Annotated in this window: 24 protein-coding genes and 1 pseudogene; 9 read left to right on the top strand and 16 right to left on the bottom strand. The window is 71.6% G+C overall.

Annotation, left to right across the window (positions count from 1 at the left end):
* Positions 1 to 262: 262 nt before the first annotated feature.
* The 9 genes from B042_RS0107605 to hisD form a co-directional block, all read right to left on the bottom strand.
* Positions 263 to 853 (bottom strand): peptidoglycan-binding protein, encoded by a 591-nt coding sequence (locus B042_RS0107605; protein ID WP_028647791.1) that lies wholly within the window; start codon positions 851 to 853, stop codon positions 263 to 265.
* Between the two features lie 140 nt (positions 854 to 993).
* Complete coding sequence (locus tag B042_RS22285) at positions 994 to 1,191, bottom strand: hypothetical protein (protein ID WP_036554252.1); 198 nt, start codon at positions 1,189 to 1,191, stop codon at positions 994 to 996.
* Between the two features lie 69 nt (positions 1,192 to 1,260).
* Positions 1,261 to 2,034: an imidazole glycerol phosphate synthase subunit HisF gene (gene hisF, locus B042_RS0107595; protein WP_028647790.1), complete on the bottom strand. Its 774-nt coding sequence runs from the start codon at positions 2,032 to 2,034 to the stop codon at positions 1,261 to 1,263.
* A complete protein-coding gene (priA, locus tag B042_RS0107590) occupies positions 2,031 to 2,783 on the bottom strand; it encodes a bifunctional 1-(5-phosphoribosyl)-5-((5-phosphoribosylamino)methylideneamino)imidazole-4-carboxamide isomerase/phosphoribosylanthranilate isomerase PriA (protein ID WP_028647789.1) in 753 nt (250 codons plus the stop codon). The genes hisF and priA overlap by 4 nt, the downstream gene beginning before the upstream one ends.
* A gap of 38 nt (positions 2,784 to 2,821) precedes the next feature.
* Complete coding sequence (hisH, locus tag B042_RS0107585; RefSeq protein WP_036554251.1) at positions 2,822 to 3,475, bottom strand: imidazole glycerol phosphate synthase subunit HisH; 654 nt, start codon at positions 3,473 to 3,475, stop codon at positions 2,822 to 2,824.
* Positions 3,476 to 3,488: 13 nt separating this feature from the next.
* Entirely contained in the window at positions 3,489 to 3,656 is a 168-nt protein-coding gene (locus B042_RS26015) for a hypothetical protein (RefSeq protein ID WP_028647787.1), read from the bottom strand.
* Complete coding sequence (hisB, locus tag B042_RS0107575; protein ID WP_028647786.1) at positions 3,657 to 4,250, bottom strand: imidazoleglycerol-phosphate dehydratase HisB; 594 nt, start codon at positions 4,248 to 4,250, stop codon at positions 3,657 to 3,659.
* Between the two features lie 47 nt (positions 4,251 to 4,297).
* The gene (locus B042_RS0107570; RefSeq protein ID WP_028647785.1) at positions 4,298 to 5,380 is read right to left on the bottom strand and encodes a histidinol-phosphate transaminase; all 1,083 of its coding nucleotides are present in this window, start codon (positions 5,378 to 5,380) and stop codon (positions 4,298 to 4,300) included.
* Positions 5,381 to 5,426: 46 nt separating this feature from the next.
* The gene (gene hisD / locus B042_RS0107565) at positions 5,427 to 6,734 is read right to left on the bottom strand and encodes a histidinol dehydrogenase (protein WP_081748648.1); all 1,308 of its coding nucleotides are present in this window, start codon (positions 6,732 to 6,734) and stop codon (positions 5,427 to 5,429) included.
* Between the two features lie 307 nt (positions 6,735 to 7,041).
* Here hisD and B042_RS0107560 point away from each other — a divergent pair, with 307 nt between their 5' ends.
* From B042_RS0107560 to B042_RS0107545, 4 genes are all read left to right on the top strand, one after another.
* Entirely contained in the window at positions 7,042 to 7,608 is a 567-nt protein-coding gene (locus tag B042_RS0107560; protein ID WP_028647783.1) for a ferritin, read from the top strand.
* A gap of 210 nt (positions 7,609 to 7,818) precedes the next feature.
* Positions 7,819 to 8,586, top strand: a complete 768-nt coding sequence (locus tag B042_RS0107555) for an LON peptidase substrate-binding domain-containing protein (RefSeq protein WP_028647782.1) — start codon at positions 7,819 to 7,821, stop codon at positions 8,584 to 8,586.
* A gap of 78 nt (positions 8,587 to 8,664) precedes the next feature.
* A complete protein-coding gene (ybaK, locus tag B042_RS0107550) occupies positions 8,665 to 9,147 on the top strand; it encodes a Cys-tRNA(Pro) deacylase (protein ID WP_028647781.1) in 483 nt (160 codons plus the stop codon).
* A gap of 83 nt (positions 9,148 to 9,230) precedes the next feature.
* Positions 9,231 to 11,084: a long-chain fatty acid--CoA ligase gene (locus B042_RS0107545; RefSeq protein WP_028647780.1), complete on the top strand. Its 1,854-nt coding sequence runs from the start codon at positions 9,231 to 9,233 to the stop codon at positions 11,082 to 11,084.
* Here the strand turns inward: B042_RS0107545 and B042_RS22280 are convergent.
* Positions 11,081 to 11,716 (bottom strand): hypothetical protein, encoded by a 636-nt coding sequence (locus B042_RS22280; protein WP_081748647.1) that lies wholly within the window; start codon positions 11,714 to 11,716, stop codon positions 11,081 to 11,083. The two genes, B042_RS0107545 and B042_RS22280, sit on opposite strands and share 4 nt — an antisense overlap.
* A gap of 158 nt (positions 11,717 to 11,874) precedes the next feature.
* Positions 11,875 to 12,138 (bottom strand): hypothetical protein, encoded by a 264-nt coding sequence (locus tag B042_RS26010; RefSeq protein WP_231493872.1) that lies wholly within the window; start codon positions 12,136 to 12,138, stop codon positions 11,875 to 11,877.
* Positions 12,139 to 12,245: 107 nt separating this feature from the next.
* On the opposite strand from B042_RS26010, the pseudogene B042_RS27020 reads away from it, so the two are divergent.
* Positions 12,246 to 12,936, top strand: a pseudogene (locus B042_RS27020) (DinB family protein).
* 15 nt (positions 12,937 to 12,951) lie between these two features.
* On the opposite strand, the gene B042_RS0107520 reads toward B042_RS27020, so the two are convergent.
* The 5 genes from B042_RS0107520 to B042_RS0107500 all read right to left on the bottom strand — a co-directional run bounded on the left by B042_RS0107520 (position 12,952) and on the right by B042_RS0107500 (position 19,612).
* Entirely contained in the window at positions 12,952 to 13,728 is a 777-nt protein-coding gene (locus B042_RS0107520; protein ID WP_028647779.1) for a PadR family transcriptional regulator, read from the bottom strand.
* Between the two features lie 183 nt (positions 13,729 to 13,911).
* A complete protein-coding gene (gene dnaE, locus B042_RS0107515; protein WP_028647778.1) occupies positions 13,912 to 17,475 on the bottom strand; it encodes a DNA polymerase III subunit alpha in 3,564 nt (1,187 codons plus the stop codon).
* Positions 17,468 to 18,187 (bottom strand): hypothetical protein, encoded by a 720-nt coding sequence (locus tag B042_RS0107510; RefSeq protein WP_155988928.1) that lies wholly within the window; start codon positions 18,185 to 18,187, stop codon positions 17,468 to 17,470. The genes dnaE and B042_RS0107510 overlap by 8 nt, the downstream gene beginning before the upstream one ends.
* Before the next feature lie 179 nt (positions 18,188 to 18,366).
* On the bottom strand, positions 18,367 to 19,038 hold the full coding sequence (locus B042_RS0107505; RefSeq protein WP_028647776.1) for a PaaI family thioesterase: 672 nt from the start codon (positions 19,036 to 19,038) through the stop codon (positions 18,367 to 18,369).
* Positions 19,039 to 19,168: 130 nt separating this feature from the next.
* Positions 19,169 to 19,612 carry a GNAT family N-acetyltransferase gene (locus B042_RS0107500; protein WP_028647775.1) on the bottom strand — a complete coding sequence of 148 codons (444 nt, stop codon included), beginning with the start codon at positions 19,610 to 19,612 and terminating at the stop codon, positions 19,169 to 19,171.
* Positions 19,613 to 19,666: 54 nt separating this feature from the next.
* Between B042_RS0107500 and B042_RS0107495 the strand changes: the two genes are divergently transcribed.
* The 4 genes from B042_RS0107495 (at position 19,667) to B042_RS0107480 (ending at position 23,391) form a co-directional block, all read left to right on the top strand.
* Positions 19,667 to 20,524 (top strand): AraC family transcriptional regulator, encoded by an 858-nt coding sequence (locus tag B042_RS0107495; RefSeq protein ID WP_028647774.1) that lies wholly within the window; start codon positions 19,667 to 19,669, stop codon positions 20,522 to 20,524.
* A 62-nt stretch (positions 20,525 to 20,586) separates the two neighbouring features.
* Complete coding sequence (locus B042_RS0107490) at positions 20,587 to 21,306, top strand: AzlC family ABC transporter permease (protein WP_231493866.1); 720 nt, start codon at positions 20,587 to 20,589, stop codon at positions 21,304 to 21,306.
* The gene (locus B042_RS0107485; RefSeq protein WP_028647772.1) at positions 21,303 to 21,617 is read left to right on the top strand and encodes an AzlD domain-containing protein; all 315 of its coding nucleotides are present in this window, start codon (positions 21,303 to 21,305) and stop codon (positions 21,615 to 21,617) included. The genes B042_RS0107490 and B042_RS0107485 overlap by 4 nt, the downstream gene beginning before the upstream one ends.
* Positions 21,618 to 21,720: 103 nt before the next feature.
* The gene (locus tag B042_RS0107480; RefSeq protein ID WP_028647771.1) at positions 21,721 to 23,391 is read left to right on the top strand and encodes a thiamine pyrophosphate-dependent enzyme; all 1,671 of its coding nucleotides are present in this window, start codon (positions 21,721 to 21,723) and stop codon (positions 23,389 to 23,391) included.
* Positions 23,392 to 23,403 lie beyond the last annotated feature (12 nt).

The following is a 23,403-nucleotide window of genomic DNA, read 5'->3' as shown; positions in this document are numbered from 1 at the left end:
GTGCCGAGACGGGCACCGAAGATGTTCAGCGCTGGACGTGGCGGGGCTATTCCGTCCGGGCGCGGAGGGATTGACCGCACGGTGGCCCGCCGGACAGCCGGGACGCGGCTGCGGCATCGCCGAGCGGGGCCGGGGGCCCGCCTTTGAGGGCGGTGGAGGGAGACGGGCGGGCGGGCCCGGGACCGGGGGCCCACCTTTGAGGGCGGTGGAGGGAGACGGGCGGTGTCGCCGTCCTCTTGAGTGTGGCGGCGCGGGCCCGGGTCTAGCGGTCGTAGTCCTGGTAGGTGATGAGCGCGCGGAAGGTGACCGGTCCGGCGATGCCGTCGACACCGATACCCAGGTCGCCCTGGGCGGAGCGGACCGCGGCCTCGGTGTTGGGCCCGTAGATGCCGTCGGTGAACAGGTGGAGGGCGTACTTGGCGTTGAGCAGGCGCTGGATGGCCTCGACGGCCTCGCCCCTGGAGCCGCGCCGGTACAGGCCGAAGGTGTCGTCGCTGAGGGCCTCCCAGGTGTCGGCGTCCAGGCGGGAGGTCTCGGGGATGCCCGCGTACTCCTGGTAGGCGCGGACGGAGTGGCTCATGTGGCCGTCGAAGTAGATCGGGCGGTCGTAGTCCATGTGCGGGTCGAACCCGATCTGGATGAGCAGCAGCTTGGCGGCCGCGACGTCGACGTCGGCGTCCCCGTCGCCGTACTCGGGCCAGGCCTCGCCACCGGAGGCGGGGACGGGCGCGGCTGGCTGCGGCGCGGCCGAGGCCGAGGACAGGCCGACCATGGTGGCGGCCAGGGCCAGGAGTGCGGCGGTGACCAGTGCGGCCAGGCGCCCGGGGAGGCGGGTGCGTGTTCGGGTGGACATGGGGGCCTTTCTTTCCCGAGGAGTGTTGCTCGGTCAACCTGTGGGATGGGTGGGGCGGCCCTGTCGTTCACACCGTGACCCGCTGGGAAGGGAAATGTATCCCCGCCGATAGTGGACGAACCCGGAGAAAACCACGGCATCTACGCGGTGTTCGCGGCCTCCAGTGCTCCGATCGACTCGGAGAGCGCGACCGGCCCGGATCGGAGGTCGGTGAGGGCCTCCACGGCGGTGTCGCCTTCCCCGTAGGCCACACCGCCGTCGGCGGCCTCCGCACTGGCGCACCCTGCACCGTCCTCGTCGGTGGTCACGGAGAGGGCGGCATCCCTGTGCCCGGTCATGGCGGCCCTTTCCGCTCACCCGGGAACCACGCCTCCGTTCCGGCCCTGCCGGGGACGGGCCGGAAGCGGTCACCGCACGGCGTATCCGGCCTCGCTCAGGCTCTTCTTGACGTCGGCGATGGTGAACTCGCCGAAGTGGAAGACGGTCGCCGCCAGGACCGCGTCGGCGCCCGCCTCGACCGCCGGGGCGAAGTGCTCCACCCGCCCGGCACCGCCGGAGGCGATGAGCGGGACGCGGACACGGGCGCGTACGGACCGGATGAGTTCCAGGTCGAAGCCCTCCTTGGTGCCGTCGGCGTCCATGGAGTTGAGCAGGATCTCGCCCGCGCCCAGGTCGGCGGCGCGCTCGCACCATTCCAGGGCGTCGATTCCGGTGCCGGTGCGCCCGCCGTGGGTGGTCACCTCGAACCCGCTGGGGGTGGGCTCTCCGTCCTCGCGCACCCGACGCACGTCGGCGGAGAGCACCAGGACCTGGCGACCGAAGCGCCCGGCGATCTCCCCGATGAGTTCGGGGCGGGCGATGGCGGCGGTGTTGACCCCGACCTTGTCAGCGCCGGCGCGCAGGAGTCGGTCGACGTCGTCGGTGGTACGCACCCCTCCCCCGACGGTCAGCGGGATGAACACCTGGTCGGCGGTGCGGCGCACCACGTCGTAGGTGGTCTCGCGGTTGCCGCTGGAGGCGGTGACGTCGAGGAAGGTGAGTTCGTCGGCGCCCCCGGCGTCGTAGGAGGCCGCCAGCTCGACGGGATCGCCGGCGTCGCGCAGGTTCTCGAAGTTGACGCCCTTGACCACCCGTCCGGCGTCGACGTCCAGGCAGGGAATGACACGGACCGCGAGGCTCACCGGGCCTCCCCCCGGACCAGGGCCAGGGCGTCCTCCAGGGTGAAGGCGCCCTCGTACAGGGCGGTGCCCATGATGGCGCCCTCCACACCCTCGGGGACGAGGGTGGCGATGGCCCTCAGGTCGTCGAGGCTGGAGACACCGCCGCTGGCCACGACGGGCTTGTCGGTGCGCTCGCACACGGTGCGCAGCAGGTCCAGGTTGGGGCCCTTGAGGGTGCCGTCCTTGTTGACGTCGGTGACGACGTAGCGGGCGCAGCCCTCCGACTCCAGGCGGTCGAGGGTGGCGAACAGGTCGCCGCCGTCGCGGGTCCAGCCCCGGGCGGCGAGGGTGGTGCCGCGCACGTCGAGGCCGATGGCGACCCTGTCCCCGTGTTCGGCGATGATCTTGGCGCACCACTCGGGGTTCTCCAGGGCGGCGGTTCCGATGTTGACGCGGGTGCACCCGGTGGCCAGTGCGGCGGCCAGGGACTCGTCGTCGCGGATGCCGCCGGACATCTCGACCCTGATGTCGAGGCGGCCGACGATGTCGCGCAGCAGGTCGCGGTTGTGGCCCCGCCCGAACGCGGCATCCAGGTCCACGAGGTGGATCCACTCGGCGCCGGCCCGCTGCCAGTTCATGGCCGCCTCGTAGGGGTCCCCGTACTGGCCGCCGGAGCCGGCCCTGCCCTGGACGAGCTGAACGGCCTGGCCGCCCGCCACGTCCACGGCGGGCAGGAGTTCGAGTGCGGGTGTCGACGTGGTGCCGGTCATATGTGCCTTTTCGTGTTCGGTGGTGTGGGTGCGCGTGTCTACAGGGTGGCGGCCCAGTTGGCCAGGAGGCGTGCGCCCGCGTCCCCGGACTTCTCGGGGTGGAACTGGGTGGCGCACAGGGGGCCGTTCTCGACGGCGGCGACGAACGGCTCTCCGTGCTCGGCCCAAGTCACCCGGGGCGGGGCGATGCGCTGGTCGCCGACCTCGAACTCCCAGGTGCGCACGGCGTAGGAGTGCACGAAGTAGAACCGCTCACCTGCGCCGATCCCGGCGAAGAGCCTCGAGTCCTCGGGGGGTCGGACGGTGTTCCAGCCCATGTGCGGGAGAACGGGGGCCCGCAGGCGCTCCACGGTTCCGGGCCATTCTCCGCAGCCCTGGGTCGCCACGTCCTCGGCGCTGGTGTCGGCCTGCTCCACGCCCTGTTCGAAGAGGACCTGGAGGCCGACGCAGATGCCCAGGACGGGGCGGCCGCCGGCCAGGCGCCTGCCGATGACACGGTCCCCGCCCGCGGCCAGCAGGCTGGACATGCAGGCGCTGAAGGCGCCCACACCGGGGACGACGAGGCCGTCGGCTTCCAGCGCGGCCCGGGGGTCGGAGGTGACGGTCACATCGGCGCCGGTGCGCTCCATCGCGCGCTGTGCCGAGCGCAGGTTGCCCGATCCGTAGTCGAAGACGACCACACGTGAGGGCATGTTCCTTCCTTTCCTAGTCCTCGAGGTAGCCGAGCCGGAGCACGCCGGAGGCCACGGCCAGGACCGCGCACGCGGCCAGCGCGACGGCGAGCACCCGGCCGGCCCTCCACAGTGAGTACGCCCCTCCGGTCAGGAACCCGGCCAGCACGATGAGGAACAGCCCCCAGAGGTCGGCGTCCATCTACAGTGCGCCCTTGGTGGAGGGGACGCCGCTGACGCGCGAGTCCCGCTCCGCGGCGAAGCGCAGCGCCCGCGCCAGGGCCTTGAACTGGCACTCGACGACGTGGTGGGCGTTGCGTCCGTAGGGCACGTGGACGTGCAGGGCCACGCGCGCCTGGGCGACGAAGGATTCGAGGATGTGGCGGGTCATGGTGGTGTCGTAGTCGCGTCCGATGACCGGGGCCATGCCCTGGGGTTCGCTGTGCACCAGGTAGGGGCGGCCGGAGACGTCGACGGTCACCTCGGCCAGGGCCTCGTCCAGGGGCACCTTGGCGTCGGCGAAGCGGCGGATGCCGCTCTTGTCGCCGAGGGCCTCCCGGAAGGCGGCGCCCAGGGCCAGGGCGGTGTCCTCCATGGTGTGGTGGGAGTCGATGTGCAGGTCGCCCTCGGTACGCACGGTGAGGTCGAACAGGCCGTGCTTGGCGAGCTGGTCGAGCATGTGGTCGTAGAAGCCGACGCCGGTGGAGACGTCGGCGACGCCGGTGCCGTCGAGGTCGATCTCGACCAGGACCTTGGTTTCCTTGGTGGCGCGTTCCACGCGGCCGGTGCGGCTCATGGTGTCTCTACTCCCTCGGTGTGGGGCGGGTCGGGTCCGGCGCCGGGTCAGCGTCCGGTGGCGGTGAGGAGGGCCTCGCGGAAGGCGGCCGTCTCTGCGGGGGTGCCGACGGTGACGCGCAGCCATCCGGGCGGGCCGACCTCGCGGATGAGCACCTGGCGTTCGAGCATCGCCTCCCATACACGGGTACGGTCCTCGAACTCGCCGAACATGATGAAGTTGGCGTCGGACTCGGCCACGGAGAAGCCGTGGTCTCGGAGCCAGGCGACCAGGCCGTCGCGTTCGGCGCGCAGGTCGTCGACGGCGGCGAGGAGCTCCCCGGCGTACTCCAGCGCGGTGGAGGCGACAGCCTGGGTGACGGCGGACAGGTGGTAGGGCAGGCGGACCAGTTGGAGGGCGTCGACCACGGCGGGGTGGGCGGCGAGGTAGCCCACACGCGCCCCGGCCAGGGCGAAGGCCTTGGACATGGTCCGCGAGACGATCAGGCGCGGGTACTCCGGCAGGAGGGTGAGGGCACTGGGTGTGTCGGCCCGCCGAAACTCGGCGTAGGCCTCGTCCACCACGACGACGCCGGGTGCGGCGTCGGCGATGCGCCGGACGTCGGCGAGGTCGATGGCGGTGCCGGTGGGGTTGTTGGGCGAGGTGAGGAAGACGACGCTGGGCCGGTGCTCGGCGATCGCGGCCAGCGCGGTGTCGACGCCGACGCGGAAGTCGGCTTCGCGCGGGACGGACACCCAGGAGGTGTTGGTGCCCCGGGTGATGACGGGGTGCATCGAGTAGGAGGGTTCGAAGCCCATCGCGGTGCGGCCGGGCCCGCCGAAGGCCTGAAGGATCTGTTGCAGGACCTCGTTGGAGCCGTTGGCGGCCCAGACCTGCGCACCGGTCAGCCCGTGGCCGAGGTAGGCGGCCAGGCCCTCGCGCAGGCGGACGGCGTCGCGGTCGGGGTAGCGGTTGAGCCCCAGGGCCGTCCCGGCGACGGCGTCGGACATGGCCTCGGCCAGTTCCGGCGAGGGGGCGTAGGGGTTCTCGTTGGTGTTGAGCACGACCGGTACGTCCAGTTGCGGCGCGCCGTAGGGCGCCTGGCCGCGCAGGTCGTCGCGCAGGGGCAGGTCGTTCAGTGTGAAGCTCACGGTCTCACGCTCTTGTGGTGTGTGGTGTCCGGGTGGCCGCGTCGGTTCAGGCCGGGCCGGGGCCCTCTCCCGTGCGCGCGGTGACGGCCTCGCCGTGCGCGGGCAGGTCCTCTGCTCCGGCCAGGGTGACGACGTGGTGGGCGACCCCGGCCAGGGCGTCGCGGTCGTAGTGGACCACGTGTACGCCGCGTAGGAAGGTCTGTACGCTCAGGCCGCCGCTGTGGCAGGCGCAGCCTCCGGTGGGCAGGACGTGGTTGGAGCCGGCGGCGTAGTCGCCGAGCGAGACCGGGGAGAAGTCCCCGACGAAGATCGCCCCGGCGTTGCGTACGCGGTCGGCGACGGACGCGGCGTCGGCGGTCATGATCTCCAGGTGCTCGGCCGCGTAGGCGTCGACGACGGCCAGGCCGTGGTCGAGATCGTCGACCAGGACGATGCCGGACTGGGGTCCGGCGAGGGCCTCGCGGACGCGCTCGGTGTGCTTGGTGGCGGGCACGCGCGCGGCGAGGCGTTCGGTGACCGCCTCGGCGAGGGCTTCGTCGGGGGTGACCAGGACGGAAGCGGCGACGACGTCGTGCTCGGCCTGGCTGATGAGGTCGGCGGCGACGTAGTCGGGGTCGGCGGTGGAGTCGGCCAGGATCGCGATCTCGGTGGGGCCGGCCTCGGCGTCGATGCCGATGACACCCTTGAGCAGGCGTTTGGCGGCGGCCACCCAGATGTTGCCGGGGCCGGTGACCATGTCGACGTGCTCGCAGTCGTCGGTGCCGTGGGCGAACATGGCCACGGCCTGGGCGCCGCCGACGGCGTAGACCTCGTCGACGCCGAGCAGGGCGCAGGCGGCGAGGATGGTGGGGTGCGGCAGGCCGCCGAACTCGGCCTGGGGTGGTGAGGTGACGGCGAGGGAGCCGACCCCGGCCTCTTGGGCGGGGACCACGTTCATGATGACGCTGGAGGGGTAGACGGCGCGGCCCCCGGGGACGTAGAGCCCGACGCGGCCGACGGGGATCCACTTCTCGGTGACGGTGCCGCCCGGGACGACCTGGGTGGTGTGGTCGGTGCGGCGCTGCTCGCGGTGGACGAGGCGGGCACGGCGGATGGACTCCTCCAGCGCGGCGCGCACGGCGGGGTCGAGTTCGTCCAGGGCGGTGTCGATGGCCTTGCGGGGGACCCGGACCTCGGTGAGTCGGACGCCGTCGAAGCGCTCGGTGAGTTCGATCAGCGCCTCGGTTCCGCGATGGCGTACGTCCTCGCACAGGGGGCGTACGCGTTCAACGGCGGCCGCCACGTCCAGCTCAGCGCGCGGAAGGGCTCGGCGGGGGTCGCCCTGGATACCTCGGAGGTCGATTCGACTGATCACGGGCCCAGTCTAGGGTGCGCTTCCCACGGAGGCGGGTGCCGTGTCCGGATGTTGGACAGAACACGCCGTGATCCGCTGCGGGAAGCGTCCCGTGAGGCTGCGGCCGGGGCACAGCGGACGCCCGTCGGACGCGATTCCGGAAAAGGCACACATCAGCGCACCGCAACTTTGGGATACCTAACCTAAAATAGCGTCACCTAAGTTTGGAATACCTCACCTCAGCAAGGTTCAGAAAGGCTTGCCTAATCATTTTCAAGGAGATTTACCGCACTTCGCATAATTCCTTCTAATACGTTATGGTGGCGCCATGACTTCGAACAAGACCAAGACCGGCGACAGCACTCTCTCCAAGTTCCACCGCCTCCTGGTCGACCAGGTGAGACACGAGTTCACCGCTTCACACCAGTACGTGGCGCTCGCCACATGGTTCGACGACCAGGATCTCCCGCAGTTGGCACGCGTCTTCTACGAGCAGTCCCTCGAAGAGCGCGACCACGCGATGATGATCGTGCGGTTCCTCATCGACAGGGACATCGATTTCGCGCTTCCCGGGGTGGACGCGATCGAGACCGATTTCTCCGTTCCGCGCGACCTCGTGGCTCTGGCCCTGCGCCAGGAGCGCGAGGTGACCGACCAGATCCTGCACCTGGCCAAGGTGGCCCGGGACGAGGACGACTACACGGGCGAGCAGTTCCTCCAGTGGTTCATCCAGGAGCAGACCGAGGAGGTCGCCACGATGTCGACCCTGCTCAACGTGGTGGACCGCTCCAACGGCAACTTCTTCGACGTGGAGACCTTCGTCGCCAGGGACATGCCGAGCGAGGGCAGCGGCAGCCAGGGCGCGCCGGCCACGGCCGGACCGTCGGTGTCCTGACCCGGCGGCCGAGGGCGGGGGTGGGTGACGGGCCCAACCAGACCACGGCCGCCGGCCCACCGTTGAGGGCAGGGGTGGGTGACGGGCCCAACCAGACCACGGCCGCCGGCCCACCGTTGAGGGCAGGGGTGGGTGACGGGCCCAACCAGACCACGGCCGCCGGCCCACCGTTGAGGGCGGGGGTGGGTGACGGGCGGGCATACTGGGACCATGCCCGCCGCACTACCGCTCTTCCCGCTCAACACCGTGCTGTTCCCCGGCATGAGCGTTCCCCTGCACGTCTTCGAGCGGAGATACCGCCGCCTGATCTCCGAACTCCTGGGGCCCCCCGCGAACGGCGGGGAGCGCCGCGGGGGTCTGCGCCGGTTCGGTGTGGTATGGATCGAGCTCGGCCACGAGGTGGCCAGCGAGTCGGGCCAGGGCGCGGACGGCGCGGACACTGGTGCTCCGGGTACCGCAAAGGACGGTGTCCTGCTGCCCCGGGTGAGCGGGACGGGCTGTACGGCGCTGGTGCGTGATGTGCGCACCTACGAGGACGGCCGCTACGACCTGGTCGTGGAGGGCGGTGCGCGGTTCACCGTGACCGACCTGTCCGGGGTCGACGCGTCCTCACCCGAGGACTACGCGACCGCGTCGGTGTCGTTCCTGCCCGAGCCGCTGGGTCCGGGGGCCGAGGAGCGAGCGGAGCGGGTCCGGGACCTGTACGAGGTCTACTGCCAGCGGCTCTCGGCGATCGGTATGGCCGTCGGTACGTCGGCGGAGCTGCCCAAGGACCCGATCGCACTGTCCTACGACGTGGCATCGCTGGTGGTACTGGACCAGGCGGAGAAGCAGCGGCTGCTGGAGGCGGAGGACGCGGCGGCGCGCCTGGCGCTGACCGCCGGGTTCCTGCGCCGGGAGAACCGGATCGTCGACGCCCCCGAACTCCCGAACCTGCCCGCCGGCCCCTTCCTCAACAACGGGGTCTCCTTCAACTGACCTTAGGGTGGTCGGTCGGGGGAACCGTGTTGGCCAGCGGCCCCTCCCCTTGCCGCGCTGTGGAAGGAGCGTTGACCCATGAGTGGAAAGGGCACACCCGCGACCGTGGCCGCGGGGCGGGCCAAGGCCGCCTACACCCTGCACACCTACGAGGCTGACGGGTCCGACGGCCACTCCTACGGGACCGACGCCGCCGACGCGCTCGGGGTACCGCACGGACAGGTCTTCAAGACGCTGGTGGCCGAGGTGGACGGCACGCTGACCGTGGGAGTGGTCCCGGTGAGTACTTCCCTCGATCTGAAGGCGCTGGCCGCCACGGTCGGCGGCAAGAAGGCCGTGATGGCCGATCCGGCGCGGGCGGAGAAGGTCACGGGGTACGTGCGGGGCGGTATCAGCCCCCTGGGTCAGCGCAAGAGGCTGCGAACGGTGGTCGACGCCTCCGCCGCGGAGTGGGACGAGGTCTACGTCTCGGCGGGTCGTCGCGGTGTGCAGATGCGGATCGGCCCCGGGGACCTGGTTCGGCTCACCGGTGCGGTGACCGCGCCCATCGGAGCGCGCTGACCGGTTTCGGACATGGACAACGGGTCCGAATTATTCCGTTTTTCACCATTGCCGGAGTGTTCACGTGACGCTAACTTTGTGACATGTCTAACACTCTGGCCTCCGTTTCCTCCGTCCCCGCCATGTTCCTCTCCCGCGTCCGCGAGTCCGGCGACAGGGCGGCCTTCCGGTACCCGGTGCCAGGGGCCGACGGCGCCCCGGAGGAGTGGGCGACCCTGACCTGGGCGCAGACACGCGACCGGGTCCGCGACATCGCGCTCGGCCTGCACGTCCTGGGCGTGACCCCTCAGGCGCGGTGCGCCATCGCCTCCAGCACACGCGTCGAGTGGATCCTGGCGGACTTGGGCGTCCTGTGCGCCGGTGGCGCGTCCACCACCGTCTACCCCCAGTCGACCGCCTCCGACGCGGCCTTCATCACCGACGACTCGGGCAGCATGGTCGTCTTCGCCGAGAACGAAGCGCAGGTCGCCAAACTCACCGAGCAGCGCTCGAAGATCCCGGGTGTGTCCAAGGTCGTGGTCTTCGACGGCGAGGGGGACGGCGACTGGGTGATGACCCTCGCCGAACTGGAGGCCCGGGGTGCCGAGATCGCCCAGGAGCGGCCCGAACTGTTCGAGGAACTGATCGCCTCGATCGAACCCGACCACCTCGCCACGCTCATCTACACCTCCGGAAGCACCGGCAGGCCCAAGGGCGTGCGCCTGGACCACGCCAACTGGCTGTTCGAAGCCGAATCGGTGGGGCGTCTGAGCGAGGAGGTGCGGGAGAGCGGTTACGAGATGATGGACGTCGACGACGTGCAGTACCTGTGGCTGCCTCTCTCCCACGTCTTCGGCAAGTACATGCTGGTCGGCCAGATCCAGGTCGGCTACGAGACCGCCGTGGACGGGAGGGTCGACCGGATCGTCGGCAACCTCGCCGTCATCCGGCCCACGTTCATGTCCGCCGTCCCGCGCATCTTCGAGAAGGTCTACAACGGCGTCGTCATGCAGGCCAAGCAGGGCGGCGCGGCCAAGTACCGGATCTTCCGGTGGGCCGCCGGCGTGGCCGACCGCGTGGCCCGGGTCAAGGAGGAGGGCGGCGAGCCCCGTGGGCTGCTGGCCCTCCAACGGGCGGTCGCCGACCGGCTGGTGTTCAGCAGGCTCCGGGAGCTGTTCGGCGGTCGGCTGAAGTTCATGGTCTCCGGGAGCGCGCCGCTGGCCCCGGAGCTCGGGCGCTTCTTCTACGGCGCCGGGCTCACCATCCTGGAGGGGTACGGCCTCACCGAGACCAGCGCCGGCACCTTCGTCAACCGTCCCAGCGAGGTACGGTTCGGCACGGTCGGCAAGCCGATGCCCGGGGTCGAGGTGAAGATCGCCGAGGACGGCGAGATCCTGCTCCGCGGCGGAAATGTGATGCGCGGCTACCACAACCTCTCCGGCGCCACCGAGGACGTGCTCGGCGAGGACGGCTGGTTCGCCACCGGGGACATCGGTGTCCTGGAGAACGGGAACCTGCGCATCACCGACCGCAAGAAAGAGCTGATCAAGACCTCCAGCGGCAAGTACGTGGCACCGCAGGGCATCGAGTCGCGCTTCGCGTCCCTGTGCCCCTACGCCAGCCACCTGGTGGTGCACGGCGACCGTCGTCCCTACTGTGTGGCGCTGGTGGCGCTGGACCCGGAGACCATCACCGGCTGGGCACGGGCCCACGGCCTGGACTCCCTCGACTACGCGGCGCTGACCAAGGAGGCGAAGGTCGAGGCGATGGTGCAGGAGGCCGTCGACAGGCTCAACGCCGACCTGCCCCGACACGAGACCGTGAAGAAGTTCCGGATCCTGCCGCACAGCCTGTCCGTGGAGGAGGGCGAGATCACGCCCAGCCTGAAGATGCGGCGGCGGGCGGTCGAGAAGAAGTACGAGGACCTGCTCGAGGAGATGTACGAGGAGTCGGTCTAGGTTCCACTGCCCGGGGCGCTCCCGGGCACGGTGCCCCCGTCCGCGGAGTGCAGGGACACCGTGGACGGGATCCGCGCCGGGATCCGCTCGGTCGCCCCGGGCAGGTCCCGGCGCAGGAGGCTGATCAGCTCCAGCATTGCGTACTGGAGGACGAACAGGAACGGCCAGGCGACGAGGAAGGCGGTCGCCTCCAGCCGGAGCCCGACCGTGACCGTCTCCCCGGCCCGTGCTCCGGCCAGCGCCTCGTGCAGGGGCGCGTCGAGCGCCACCCCGACCCGCCAGGTGAGCAGGGCGGCGGCGACCGAACCCGCGAAACCCGCGAGTAGGACCACCAGGCGCAGGTCCTGGGCGCGTCCACGCGCGAGGGAGAACTGCGCCATGTAGGCGGTGTGGCCCGTCAGCAGGCCGGCCGCCCCGGTCATGAGGGCGTAGTAGGCCTCTGCGGAGAAGACGTCCTCGGTGACACCGGTGAAGACCCGGCCCTCGCCGAGGGCGGTGCCCACCGCCCGTTCGGGGGCGGCCAGCCACCAGACCGGTCCGAGGAGCGCGCCGAGCAGGGCCAGGGCCGCGAGGACACAGGCGCCCACGGCCAACGCGCGGCGCACCGCGTCCGTTCGGGTGTGCTCGGCCATGCTCCTCCTTCGTCGGCCCGGCGTCGTGTCGCGGACCGGAACGGAGGATACCCGCCCGGACGGTGCGGCCGCCGAGCTCCGGGACCCGGGGCCGCCGGACACGGTATGCCCAGCGCTCGTCTGGGCCGACACCGCACCACCGGGAGGGCCCCGGCCCGTCACACCTCCAAGGTGTCGGCCCCGACCTTCTCGGCCAGCCGGGCGAGGGCCACGGCGTCCGCGGTGCCCTCACCGGCGCTGAACACATGCAGGACCAAGCCCGTCTCGCCCGGGGAAGCGGCAGCCTGCAGGGACTCGTAGTCCGACATGAGGGTCCCCGCCTGTGAATGGCGGATCCGCCTGCCGCCCGCGGCACACCACACCACTTCTCCGGTGTCCCAGATCCGTCGGAAGTCCGCGCTGCGCGCAGAGAGGTCGGTGATGGGCGCGGTCAGCCGGGCGTCACCGGGGTGGCGTCCGACTGGACGCGCTGTTCACCGACGAACCGGTCCCTTGCAGAACACTCGACGGCGGCGACCACGACCACGGGATGCGGCTCCTGCCGGGCAGGGAGGCCCCGGGTGTGAGCGGTCTGGAACCTGCACGTCCGCCCGTGGGACTGAAGGCCGTACCCGGCCGGTGGCCAGCGGGCGGACGGGACGGGGCCGCCGGGATGGTCGCACCCGGCTGGAAAGGCGGTCCCCGGTCCCGGACGGGAACAAAGAGGCGACGAAGCCCCCGCACACGTGTCGCCGCGCCTGCGGAGGCCGATGAGTCGGCGACGCTCACCGCGTGGCTCGACTGGCACCGTGCGACCGTGCACCTCGAGTGCGCGGGCCTGGCGGACGAACACGTGTGGTCCGCACCTGTGCCCGCCTCGCCCGTGATGACGGTCGGCGGCCTGGTGTCCCGCCTGCGGTGGGTGGAGCACTCATGGTTCGAGGCGGCGCTCACTGGCCGTCCCGACCGCCACCCCCGTACGCCCCAGGACCCCGATCCGGCGTGGTGCGGGGGTCCCGAAGCCTCCCTCCGCGGACTGCTGGAGGAGTACGAGGCGCAGTGCGAACGCTCGCGGGAGAGCACCGCCCGGCTCTCCCGCGACACGCCCGCCCCGGGCTCCCGTTCCGGGGCGGGGCACCACGCTGCGGTGGGTGCTGGTGCACACGATCGAGGAGACCGCACGCCACAACGGACACCTGGACGTGCTGCGCGAACCCGCCGACGGCACCACCGGCGACTGAGGCCGGTCCGACGGTCTAGGAGTCGTCGGACTCGGCTGTCCCGTCGTCCTCGGCGAGGATCCGGTACAGCCCCCTCCTGGTCTCGTTGAGGAGCCGCTTGGCCCGCTCCACCTGCGCGTCGCTGCCGGCCTGGACGACCTGGGCGGCGGCGGCGCTGAGCTGGTGGGCGACCGCGCCGAGTTCCTCGTAGCGCGAACGGGTGTCGGCGTAGGCGTCCTCCCCCGCCTCCCAGGGCGGGGTGAGGTCGGCGCCGCGTTCGTCCAGGTGGGCGAGGCCCTCCTCGGTGAGCCGGTAGGGGCGGCGGCGCCCCTCCCCCTCGGCTTGGGCGACCAGTCCCTCGTCCTCCAACTGCTGGAGCATCGGGTAGACCGATCCGGGGCTGGGGCGCCACAGGCCGCCGCTGCGCTCACGGCCCTCGCGGATGATCTCGTAGCCGCTGCGGGGCTCCTCGGCGAGGAGCATCAGAATTCCGGTGCGCACGTCGCCGCGGCGGGCGCGGGGGCCGCCCCGGCGCCCGCCGCGGCGACCTCCGGGCGGACCGAACCCGGCGAACGGTCCGCCGAATCCGCCCTCCCCCCAGGGTGCGCCCGGCGGTACGGGCAGCATGGGGGGCCGGCCGGGTCCGCCGCGTCGGCGTCCGCGCGGACCCTCCTCCGCCCGCAGGCGGTCGCCGCGCCTCGGGCGCCCCCGGCCGCCGCGCGGTGTGTCCTCGGTGCTGGGCCCGCGGGACCCTCGTCCGCGGCCACCGCGCTCGTCCCAGGCCCAGGGGCCCGGCAGTGCCATGGAACTCATGGTGTCTCTCCCTGTGTGGTCATGGTGCGAACAGACTGTTGCTTCTTGTTTAAGACAGTCGCTCTTGATTGCGATAGCTCAAAGATATATCTTTAAGTCTATCAATGCAAGAGATCCCGGACACGGCGAAGGCCCCGGACACCAGGGGCGTGGTGTCCGGGGCCTTCGCCGGGTGGGCGGCCGTCAGTAGTCGACGGCGTAGGCGCCCAACAGGCTCTTCATCTCCGCGTTGAACTCCGGCGACATCCGCACCGAGTACCGGTCCACGGCGTAGACCCTGGACCGCACCGGGTTGTCCACCCGGATCCGCACCGGCGTCTCCCCCCTGTGGCTGTCCAGCACCTGCCGCAGGTCCCCCACCAGATCGGACGTGAGCCGCTTCTCGTCCACGGTCAGCAGCACCGGGGGCTCACCGTCGGTCACGTGGGAGATGTCCAGGATCGACATGTCCGAGGCGAACATCGACCACGTACCGTCGCGCTCGTTCAGCCGCCCCTTGACGGTGACCGCCGTGTCCTCCAGCAGCGCCTCCACGTACAGCGGGTACGTCTTGGGGAAGAACAGCACCTCCATGCTCGCGTCCAGGTCCTCCACCGTGGCGATCGCCCACTGGTTTCCGGCCTTGTTGACCCGCTTGTCCACCTTGGAGATCAGACCGGAGACACGCACCTCGCCGCGTTCCCGGGCCAGCTCACCGGCGACCACCTGCGCGATGGAGGTGTCCCGCGAGCGGGCCAGGATCCGCTCGGCCCCGGCCAAGGGGTGGCTGGACACGTACAGCCCCAGCATCTCCCGCTCGAACGCCAGCTTGGTCTTGCGGTCCCACTCCTCGTCACCCCACTGGATGTTCAGCCCGATCGGGGTGGAGTCGCCGTCGTCGTCACCGCCGCCGAACAGGTCGAACTGGCCGTGTGCCTCCTGCTTCTTGGAGCTGATCATCCCGTCGACCGCCGTCTCGTGGTGGCGGTACAGCTCCCGGCGCGGCTGCCCCAGGGAGTCGAAGGCCCCCGCCTTGACCAGCGACTCGATCACCCGCTTGTTGCAGGCGGCCAGCTCGATCTTGGACAGGAAGTCGGTGAAGGAGGTGTAGCGGCCCTTCTCGCCCCGGGTCTTGATGACGGAGTTGACGACGTTGGCGCCGACGTTGCGGACCGCGCCCATACCGAAGCGGATGTCCTTGCCCACCGGGGTGAAGCGCAGACCGGAGTCGTTGACGTCCGGAGGGAGCACCTTGATGCCCTGCGCCCGGCACTCGGCCAGGTAGACCGCCATCTTGTCCTTGTCGTCGCTGACCGAGGTGAGCAGCGCGGCCATGTACGCGGCCGGGTAGTTGGCCTTGAGGTAGGCGGTCCAGTACGCGACGAGGGCGTATCCGGCGGCGTGCGACTTGTTGAAGGCGTACCCGGCGAAGGGGAGCATGACGTCCCACAGCGCCTGGGTGGCCTCCTTGGAGAACCCGCGCTCGGCGGCGCCGGGGAAGAACTTGGCCTCCTCCTTCTCCAGCGCCTCCTTCTTCTTCTTGCCCATCGCCCGACGCATCAGGTCGGCACCGCCCAGGCTGTACCCGGCCAGCTGCTGGGCGATGGCCATGATCTGCTCCTGGTAGACGATCAGGTGGTACGTCTCCCCCAGGATGGGGTCCAGGGCGTCCTTGAGGTCGGGATGAATCGGGGTGATCTCCTGGCGCCCGTTCGACCGGTCGGCGTAGTCGTTGTGGGCGTTGGCCGCCATGGGGCCGGGCCGGTAGAGGGAGATGACGGCCGTGATGTCGGCGAAGGTCTTCGGTTCCATCCGCCGCAGGAGGTTGCGCATGGCGCCGCCGTCCAACTGGAACACGCCGAGCGTGTCTCCGCGGGACAGAAGGTCGTAGGCCTTCTTGTCGTCCAGGGGGACGTCCGACATGTTCAGGTCGTCCCCTTCGGAGTCCCTGATGGACTTGACCGCGTCGTCGATGATGGTGAGGTTGCGCAACCCCAGGAAGTCCATCTTGAGCAGGCCCATGTCCTCGCACTGCGGATAGGGGAAGCCCGTGATGATGGCGCCGTCGGTGTCGCGCTTGTGCACCGGGATGACGTCCAGCAGGGGGTCGCGGGAGAGGATGACGCCCGCCGCGTGCACGCCGGTGCCCCGGGTCAGACCCTCGATACCCCGGGCGGTCTCCATGACCTTGGCGACCTGCGGGTCGTTGTCGATCAGGCCCCGCAGCTCACTCGCCTCGGCGTACCGCTCGTGCTCGGTGTTGAACACCGCGTCCAGGGGGATCTCGTTGCCGCCGACCGGCGCGGGGAACGCCTTGGTGATCTGATCCCCGGTGGAGTAGGGCATACCGAGGATCCGGGTGGAGTCCTTGACCGCGGCCTTGGCCTTGATGGTGCCGAAGGTGAGGATCTGCGCGACGCGCTCCTCGCCGTACAGGTCGGTGACGTAGTCGATCATCTCGGCGCGCCGACGCTCGTCGAAGTCCAGGTCGATGTCGGGCATGGAGACGCGTTCGGGGTTGAGGAACCGCTCGAACAGCAGACCGTGCTCCAGGGGGTCCAGGTCGGTGATGCCCAGGACGTAGGCGACCATCGACCCCGCCGCCGAACCACGCCCGGGCCCCAACGCGATCCCCGACTTGCGGGCGTGCTGGCAGATGTCGGCCACGACGAGGAAGTAGGCGGGGAAGCCCATCTCGTTGATGATGCCGAGCTCGTACTCGACACGGCGGCGCGCGTCCTCGGTGGCACCTCCGGGGTAGCGGTCGGCGAGCCCCTTCTCCACCTCCTTGGCCAGCCACGAGGACTCGGTCTCCCCGTCCGGGATGGGGAAGGCGGGCATGAGGTCGCGGTGGGCGAAGACGTTGTCGTAGGCGTCCGGCGCGATGCGCTCGGCGATGAGCAGGGTGTTCTTGCATCCCTGCGCCCACTCCTCGAAGTTGAGCAGGCCGCGCATCTCGTCGGGGGTCTTGAGGTAGTAGCCCGAGCCGTTGAACCGGAAGCGGGTGGGATCGTCCAGGTTCTTGCCCACGCCCACGGCCAGGAGCGCGTCGTGCGCCGAGGACTGGCTCTCGTAGACGTAGTGGGAGTCGTTGGTGACCAGCGGCGGAATGCTCAACTCACGGCCGACCTTGAGCAGACCGTCGCGGACCTCCTTCTCGATGGGCACGCCGTGGTCCATCAGCTCCAGGAAGACGTTCTCCCTGCCGAAGATGTCCTGGAGCTTGGCGGCGTAGTCGATCGCCTCCTTCTCCTGGCCCAGCCGCAGACGGGTCTGTACGCCGCCGGAGGGGCAGCCCGTGGAGACGATGACGCCCTCGCTGTGCTCGGACATGAGGTCCAGGTCCATGCGGGGCTTCATGTAGTAGCCCTCCATGGAGGCCAGCGAGGACATCCGGAAGAGGTTGCGCAGCCCGGTCTCGTTCTCCGCCAGCATCGTCATGTGGAGGTAGCGTCCGCCGCCGGAGATGTCCTTCCCGCCCTCAGCCGCAGCATCCTCGGGGCCGCTGGCCCGCCCCCAGAAGACCCGCTTCTTGTGGAAGCGCGACTCCGGTGCGACGTAGGCCTCGATACCGATGATGGGCTTGACCCCGGTGCCCTTGGACTGCTGGAAGAACTCGTAGGCCCCGAACATGTTGCCGTGGTCGGTCATCGCCACCGCCGGCATGCCCAACCGCGCGGCCTCCTTGTACAGGGGCTTGAGTTTCGCGGCGCCGTCCAGCATCGAGTACTCGGTGTGGACGTGCAGATGGGTGAAGGAGTCAGCCATGGCTCGGGTGCCCCCAGGAGGGTCGGTGACGGGTGATGACTCCTGAGCCTACGCCTGTGCCACGACTCTCGCCGCCCCCTGTGGACAACCGGGTCCCAGACCCGCAGGGCGCCGGGGCACCTGACCGGGAATTCGGTGAAAGCGCCACCCACACAGCATGGAAATGGATGGGCATGAGCAGGCCGCGCCCGAGCTGGACCAGCCCACGCCGCCGGAAGAGCCGGAACCGGCCCGTGGACGCCTTCGAGTCCAGGAGGTACACGGCGGTACCGAGAACGAGGCAGGAGACCGCCGCGACGGCGGCCTCCCCGGACGGGTGCCGGACCCCCTCGATCGCGACCAGGGGGTCGGATCCGGGCACCACCTCGACGGTGACGGCGGTCCCGTGGGGATAGGAGGTGTCGCTGAGAGCCGGATCCACGCGCCACACCCCGTCCCGTTCGTACCAGACGTACTGGTTCTCACCGATGAACCAGACGGCCTGTGCGGTGGTGGTATCGGACCGGGTGTCGAGTGCGCGGTTCTCCAGCGCCCAGGCCCCGGCGAACACCGCGGCCGACAGTCCCGTGACGAGGAGGAGCACCGAGAGCAGCGCCCACCGGGTCTCCTCCGATACCCGCCTTCGGTGGTGCTCCTCCAGACGCCGCCTGCGCATCGAGGGCGGCAGCGACATGTACGGGACGCGGGGCGTCTGTTCCCTCGACCGGGGCACGGGGTCTCCCTACGCGGCCCGGGGTGGGGGTTTCCGAACCGCCGGGTGTGGGACGGCGTCCCACACCCGGCGGTTCCCAGCGGGCCGGAAGCGGACGGATCACCCCTGTTCCCCGACCTCCTCGGCGCAGAGCGGTGGAACGCAGCTCCTCCCACCACCGTGTGCCCCGCGCGCTCGGGTCAGGAGTCGTCCTTGGGGAGGGTGACCTGGATCATGAGCGCCCTGGCCTCGGCGGTGACCTCGCCGTGGGCGCGGATCTCGCCCCTGACGTAGACCTTGCGTCCCTCGACGCGCTCGACCCCTGCGGTGATCTCCAGCGGCATGGCCAGCGGGGTGGGCCTGCGGTAGTCGACTTCGAGGCGGGCGGTCATGCCGACGCTGGTGGCGAAGGCGGAAGCGCTGCCGACGGCCTGGTCGAGCAGCGCTGCGATCCACCCGCCGTGGACGCATCCGGGAGGGCCCTGGTAGAGGTTGTCGAGCGTGACCTCGGCGCGCACGCCCTCCTCGGTGCGCTCCAGCACGAGGGGCGGGGCGGCGGCGTTGGTGTCCCCGGAGACGATGTTGGTGATGGTGCCGTACTCGCTGACGCCGTCCTGGTGGCCTCGGAAGACCATGGTGGCGGGCTCGCGGCGGGCTGCGTTGAGCGTGTCGGTGAGGCTCTGGACGGCGGCGGCGGCCTCGGCGAGGGTCTCCCGGTCGGCCGTAGTGTTGGCGACGGCTTCGATGAGGTCGTGGGTGCGGGCGACGAGCGAGCGCAGCTCGTCGGGGAGGGCGTCCGCTTCGACGACGGGAAGGCCGTAGTAGTCCCGGGGGGCGGAGGGCTCGGCGACCTGTCGGGTGTTGACCGTCATGTGTTCCTCGGCGGGGTCGGCGTGGGCACGGTGGCTGGGGGCTCACATACAAAACCGAATCTTACTCGGAAGTAGGACGAATTCGGCTTCCGCCCCCGTGCGCAACCCCTCACACCGGGGGCGAAACAGATCATTCCAGACCGCGCACCATGTGCCGGTGCGGGATGCCCGCGTCCAGGAACTCCTCGCCGTGGGCGGTGTACCCCAGCCGCTCATAGAACCCCAGCGCGTGGGTCTGCGCGTGCAGTTCCACCGAGGTGAGGCCGCGCTCACGAGCCCTCTCCTCCACCGCCCGCACCAGCGCGGCGCCGATCCCGCCGCCGCGCCGCTCGGGCAGGACCGCCATGCGCCCGAGCAGTCCCGCGCCCTCTCCCCGGTCCAGGAGCCGGGCCGTCCCGGCGGGGACCCCGCCGACGAGGGCCAGGAGGTGGTCGGCACCGGCGTCGCGGGCATCCCACTCCTCGGCGATCGGCACCCGCTGCTCGGCGACGAACACGGCACCGCGGATGGCGAACACGGCGGCGCGGTCGCGCTCGTCCCGTGCGGGGCGGATCAACAGGTCGGTCGAACTCATAGCCGAAGGCTAAGGGCTGTCCCTGACCAACCCGAACGCCTCTAACCTGGGGCCATGTCCAGCCCCGCCTCCGTACACCCTCCGGTCGAGGACCCGCGTGTGGAGCACGCGCGCTACTGGCGCTTCTCCGGGCTGCCGGGGACCGACCTGCTCACCGCGCGGTTCGTGACCACCGCGTTCGTCCGCCACACGCATCCCACGTACACCATCGGCCTCATCACCGACGGCGTCGAGGAGTTCACGCACGCGCGCGGCCGTGCCCGGGTGGGCCGGGGCGGGCTGGCCGTGGTCGGCCCCGAGGAGGTGCACACCGGACACGCCGGGGCGCCCGAGGGGTGGAGCTACCGGGTCTTCTACCCCACGCCCGAGACGGTCACCGCCGTGGCACGCGAACTGGGGATGCGCGGCACCCCCTCCTTCACGGAATCGGGGATCGACTCCCCCGAGGCGGCCCGCGCCCTGGGCCGGGCGCACCTGGCCGCCGAACACGGGCAGGTCCTGGCCGCGTCCTCCCACGCCCGCGAGGGGCTGGCACTGCTGCTGTGCTCCCACGGCCGGGAGCACGCCCCCGCCCCCGGCCGCCACACCGCCCGGGCCGAGGTCGAACGCGCGCGGGAGATCCTCGACTCCCGCCTGGTCGACCCGCCCGCGCTGGAGGAGCTGGCCGCCCGGGTGGGGATGGGTCCCTTCGCCCTGAACCGGGCGTTCCGCGCCGTCCACGGCCTGCCGCCGCACGCCTACCTCACCCAGGTGCGGGTGGACCGTGCCCGGGTGCTGCTGCGGTCGGGGCTGCGGGTGTCGGAGGTGGCCACCGAGACGGGCTTCGCCGACCAGTCGCACCTGACCCGGCACTTCAAGCGCAGACTGGGGGTGCCGCCGGGCGCCTACCGCAGGGACATGCTGGCGGCCTGACCCGTACCGGGCGCAAGAACGTTCAAGACCCGTCCGGCCGCTGCCGCCTAACGTCGGATGACGTGACGAACTCCTCCTTCCTCCGTTCGCCGGAGGTGCGCGACGGCGTCGGCATCGGGCTCGGCGTCGGCCTGTCCGGCCTGGCCTTCGGCACCGCCTCGGTGGCCGCCGGTCTCTCCCCCGCCCAGACGGTGTTCCTGAGCGCGTTCGCCTTCACCGGTGCCTCGCAGTTCGCGCTGGTCGGCGTGGTCGCGAGCGGCGGCAGCCTGGCCGCCGGGGTCGCGGGGGCCCTGCTGCTGGGCGCCCGCAACACCCTCTACGGCCTGCGGCTGGCCGATACCCTGGGCTGGCGGGGCGGGCGGCGCGCCCTGGCCGCCCACGGCGTGATCGACGAGACCGCCGCCGTCACCCTGCCCAGGACGGACCAGGCCTCGGCGCGCAGGGCGTTTACGGCCACGTTCGCGGTGCTGTGCGTGAGCTGGGTGCTGACGAGCCTGGTGGGGGCGCTGGCCACCGGCCGGGTGGGCGACGTCGACGCCTTCGGGCTGGACGCGGTCGGCCCGGCGGTCTTCCTCGCCCTGCTGTGGCCGCGGCTGCGCGAGGGCGGCGGCCGGGTGCGGCTGATCGCGTTGCTGGGTGCGGGGCTGGCGGTGGCCGCCACGCCGCTGCTGCCGCCCGGGGTACCGGTGCTGCTGGCCGCCTCGGCCGCCCTAGTGGTCCTCGTGCGGCCCCGCTCCGGCGGGCCGTCCGCGCCCGAGTCCGCCGAGGAGGTGCGCGCGTGAGCCTGTGGATCGCCCTGGTGGCCACCGCCGTGGGCTGCTACCTGCTCAAGTTCGCCGGGATGGCCGCACCGCGCCGCCTGCTGGACGACCCGGCGCTCCAGCGGTTCGCCACCGTGGTGCCCGTGGCGCTCCTGGCGGCGCTGATCGCGGTGCAGGCCCTCCAGGGCGAGGGCCGGGCGCTGGACTGGGACACCGCCCGGATGGGCGGCCTCGGTGCGGCCGTGGTCGCCCTGGTGCTGCGGGCGCCCTTCCTCGCGGTGATCGTCGTGGCCGCCGCCGCAACGGCGGGGCTGCGCGCCCTGGGGCTGTGACCGGCGCGGACGTTCGTCCCTGGGCCGGGGCGGCGGCCTTGACCGGCCCCCGCCCCCCTGTCAGAGTCGACCGCACCGAGCGAGACGACAGGGAGCACCGCCCATGGCCACGGCCGCCCAGCGCCCGCACGCCGACACCGCGGCCCAGGCCGTCGTGGAGGTCCTGGCCGCATCAGGGATCAGACGGTGCTACACCGTGCCCGGAGAGAGCTTCCTCGAACTCGCCGACGCCGTGGACCGGCACCCGGCGCTGTCTCTGGTCTCCACCCGGCACGAGAACGGCGCCGGCTTCATGGCCGAGGCCGAGGCCAAGCTGACGGGGGTTCCGGCGGTGGCCGCCGCCACGCGGGGCCCGGGGGCGGCCAACCTGGCGGTGGGCGTGCACACGGCCCGGCAGGACTCCACGCCGATGGTCGTCTTCCTGGGGCAGGCCGAGAGCGACCGTCTGGGCCGCGAGGCCTTCCAGGAGGTGGACCTCACCGCGTTCTACACGCCGATCACCAAGTGGGCCACCACGGTGCACCGGGCCGACCGGTTGGCGGAGGCGACCGCGGAGGCGCTCCGGGTGGCCACCACGGGCCGCCCGGGTCCGGTGGCGATCGCCGTCCCCGGCGACCTGTTCGGGCAGCGCGTGGAGCCGCGTGTCATGCCCGCGCCGCCGGAGGTGCCCCGGCCGTCCCTGGGCGGAGCGACGCGCGACCGGATGGCCGCATGGCTGGCGCGCGCCGAGCGGCCCGTGATCGTGGCCGGGGGCGGTGCGCGCGGAGCCCGCGGCGAACTCGTGCGTGTGGCCGAGCGGTTCCAGGCCGGGGTGTACGCCTCCTGGCGGCGCCAGGACGTGTTCCCCAACGACCACCCGCTCTACCTGGGTCACCTGGGCCTGGGCGCCCCGGAGCCGGTGCTGGAGGCGCTGGGCGGCGCGGACGCGGTCCTGGTCGTGGGCTGCCGGCTGGGTGAGACCACCACCCAGGGGTACCGGCTGCCCCCCGAGGGGGCCGAGGTGGCCCAGATCGACATCGACGCCGACCGGCTCGGGGCCGGGCGCGGCCTGTGGCTGGCGGCGGTCGCCGACGCCGCCACGGCGCTGGCGGAGCTCGCCGGTTCCGGTGGGCGGGCTGCGCGGCGGGACTGGGGCCCGGCCCGCCGCAGGTGGGTGGAGAGCACCGTGCCCCCGCCGGAGGCCGAGGAGCACACCGGGCCGGGGATGCACCCGTGGTCGGTGGTCTCGGCGATGCGCGAGGCGCTGCCCGAGGACGCGCTGATCACCAACGACGCGGGCAACTTCGCGGCGTTCCTGCACCGCGGCTGGTGGTTTCGCCACCCCCGGACCCAGCTCGCCCCCACGAGCGGGGCGATGGGCTACGCGGTGCCCGCGGCGGTGGCCGCCAAGATCGCCGCCCCCGGACGGACCGTGGTGGCGGTGGCCGGTGACGGCGGGGCGCTCATGACGGGCCAGGAGTTGGAGACGGCGGTGCGCGAGGGCGCGGCGGTGACGGTGGTGGTGTTCCAGAACGGGCTGTACGGCACGATCGCCATGCACCAGGCCCGGGAACTGGGCCGGATCGCGGGGACCCGGATCAGCGGGCCGCTGGACCTGGCCGGGTACGCCCGGTCCCTGGGTGCGCTGGGGGCGACCGTCCGCACCCGGCCGGAGCTGGTCCGGGCCCTGGCCGCGGCGGTGGCGGCGGACCGTCCCACACTGGTGGACGTGCGCACCGACCCGGAGGTGATCAGCCCGGGTGCCACGCTCACGGATCTGTTGGGGGGCGGCTGAGCGCCGCCCGCC

The sequence above is a fragment of the Nocardiopsis sp. CNT312 genome, assembly GCF_000515115.1.
In the GTDB taxonomy this organism is placed as follows: Bacteria; Actinomycetota; Actinomycetes; order Streptosporangiales; family Streptosporangiaceae; genus Nocardiopsis.
Note: the sequence above shows the minus strand (reverse complement) of the source record. Positions and strands in the feature narration are given on the sequence as shown.

What these genes read in the sequence shown, in the direction of transcription:
- B042_RS0107605 (WP_028647791.1), bottom strand. Translation starts at nt 853, where the DNA reads ATGTCCACCCGAACACGCACCCGCCTCCCCGGGCGCCTGGCCGCACTG.
- B042_RS22285 (WP_036554252.1), bottom strand. Translation starts at nt 1,191, where the DNA reads ATGACCGGGCACAGGGATGCCGCCCTCTCCGTGACCACCGACGAGGAC.
- priA (WP_028647789.1), bottom strand. Translation starts at nt 2,783, where the DNA reads ATGACCGGCACCACGTCGACACCCGCACTCGAACTCCTGCCCGCCGTG.
- hisH (WP_036554251.1), bottom strand. Translation starts at nt 3,475, where the DNA reads ATGCCCTCACGTGTGGTCGTCTTCGACTACGGATCGGGCAACCTGCGC.
- B042_RS26015 (WP_028647787.1), bottom strand. Translation starts at nt 3,656, where the DNA reads ATGGACGCCGACCTCTGGGGGCTGTTCCTCATCGTGCTGGCCGGGTTC.
- hisB (WP_028647786.1), bottom strand. Translation starts at nt 4,250, where the DNA reads ATGAGCCGCACCGGCCGCGTGGAACGCGCCACCAAGGAAACCAAGGTC.
- B042_RS0107560 (WP_028647783.1), top strand. Translation starts at nt 7,042, where the DNA reads ATGACTTCGAACAAGACCAAGACCGGCGACAGCACTCTCTCCAAGTTC.
- B042_RS0107555 (WP_028647782.1), top strand. Translation starts at nt 7,819, where the DNA reads ATGCCCGCCGCACTACCGCTCTTCCCGCTCAACACCGTGCTGTTCCCC.
- ybaK (WP_028647781.1), top strand. Translation starts at nt 8,665, where the DNA reads ATGAGTGGAAAGGGCACACCCGCGACCGTGGCCGCGGGGCGGGCCAAG.
- B042_RS0107545 (WP_028647780.1), top strand. Translation starts at nt 9,231, where the DNA reads ATGTCTAACACTCTGGCCTCCGTTTCCTCCGTCCCCGCCATGTTCCTC.
- B042_RS22280 (WP_081748647.1), bottom strand. Translation starts at nt 11,716, where the DNA reads ATGGCCGAGCACACCCGAACGGACGCGGTGCGCCGCGCGTTGGCCGTG.
- B042_RS0107520 (WP_028647779.1), bottom strand. Translation starts at nt 13,728, where the DNA reads ATGAGTTCCATGGCACTGCCGGGCCCCTGGGCCTGGGACGAGCGCGGT.
- dnaE (WP_028647778.1), bottom strand. Translation starts at nt 17,475, where the DNA reads ATGGCTGACTCCTTCACCCATCTGCACGTCCACACCGAGTACTCGATG.
- B042_RS0107505 (WP_028647776.1), bottom strand. Translation starts at nt 19,038, where the DNA reads ATGACGGTCAACACCCGACAGGTCGCCGAGCCCTCCGCCCCCCGGGAC.
- B042_RS0107500 (WP_028647775.1), bottom strand. Translation starts at nt 19,612, where the DNA reads ATGAGTTCGACCGACCTGTTGATCCGCCCCGCACGGGACGAGCGCGAC.
- B042_RS0107495 (WP_028647774.1), top strand. Translation starts at nt 19,667, where the DNA reads ATGTCCAGCCCCGCCTCCGTACACCCTCCGGTCGAGGACCCGCGTGTG.
- B042_RS0107480 (WP_028647771.1), top strand. Translation starts at nt 21,721, where the DNA reads ATGGCCACGGCCGCCCAGCGCCCGCACGCCGACACCGCGGCCCAGGCC.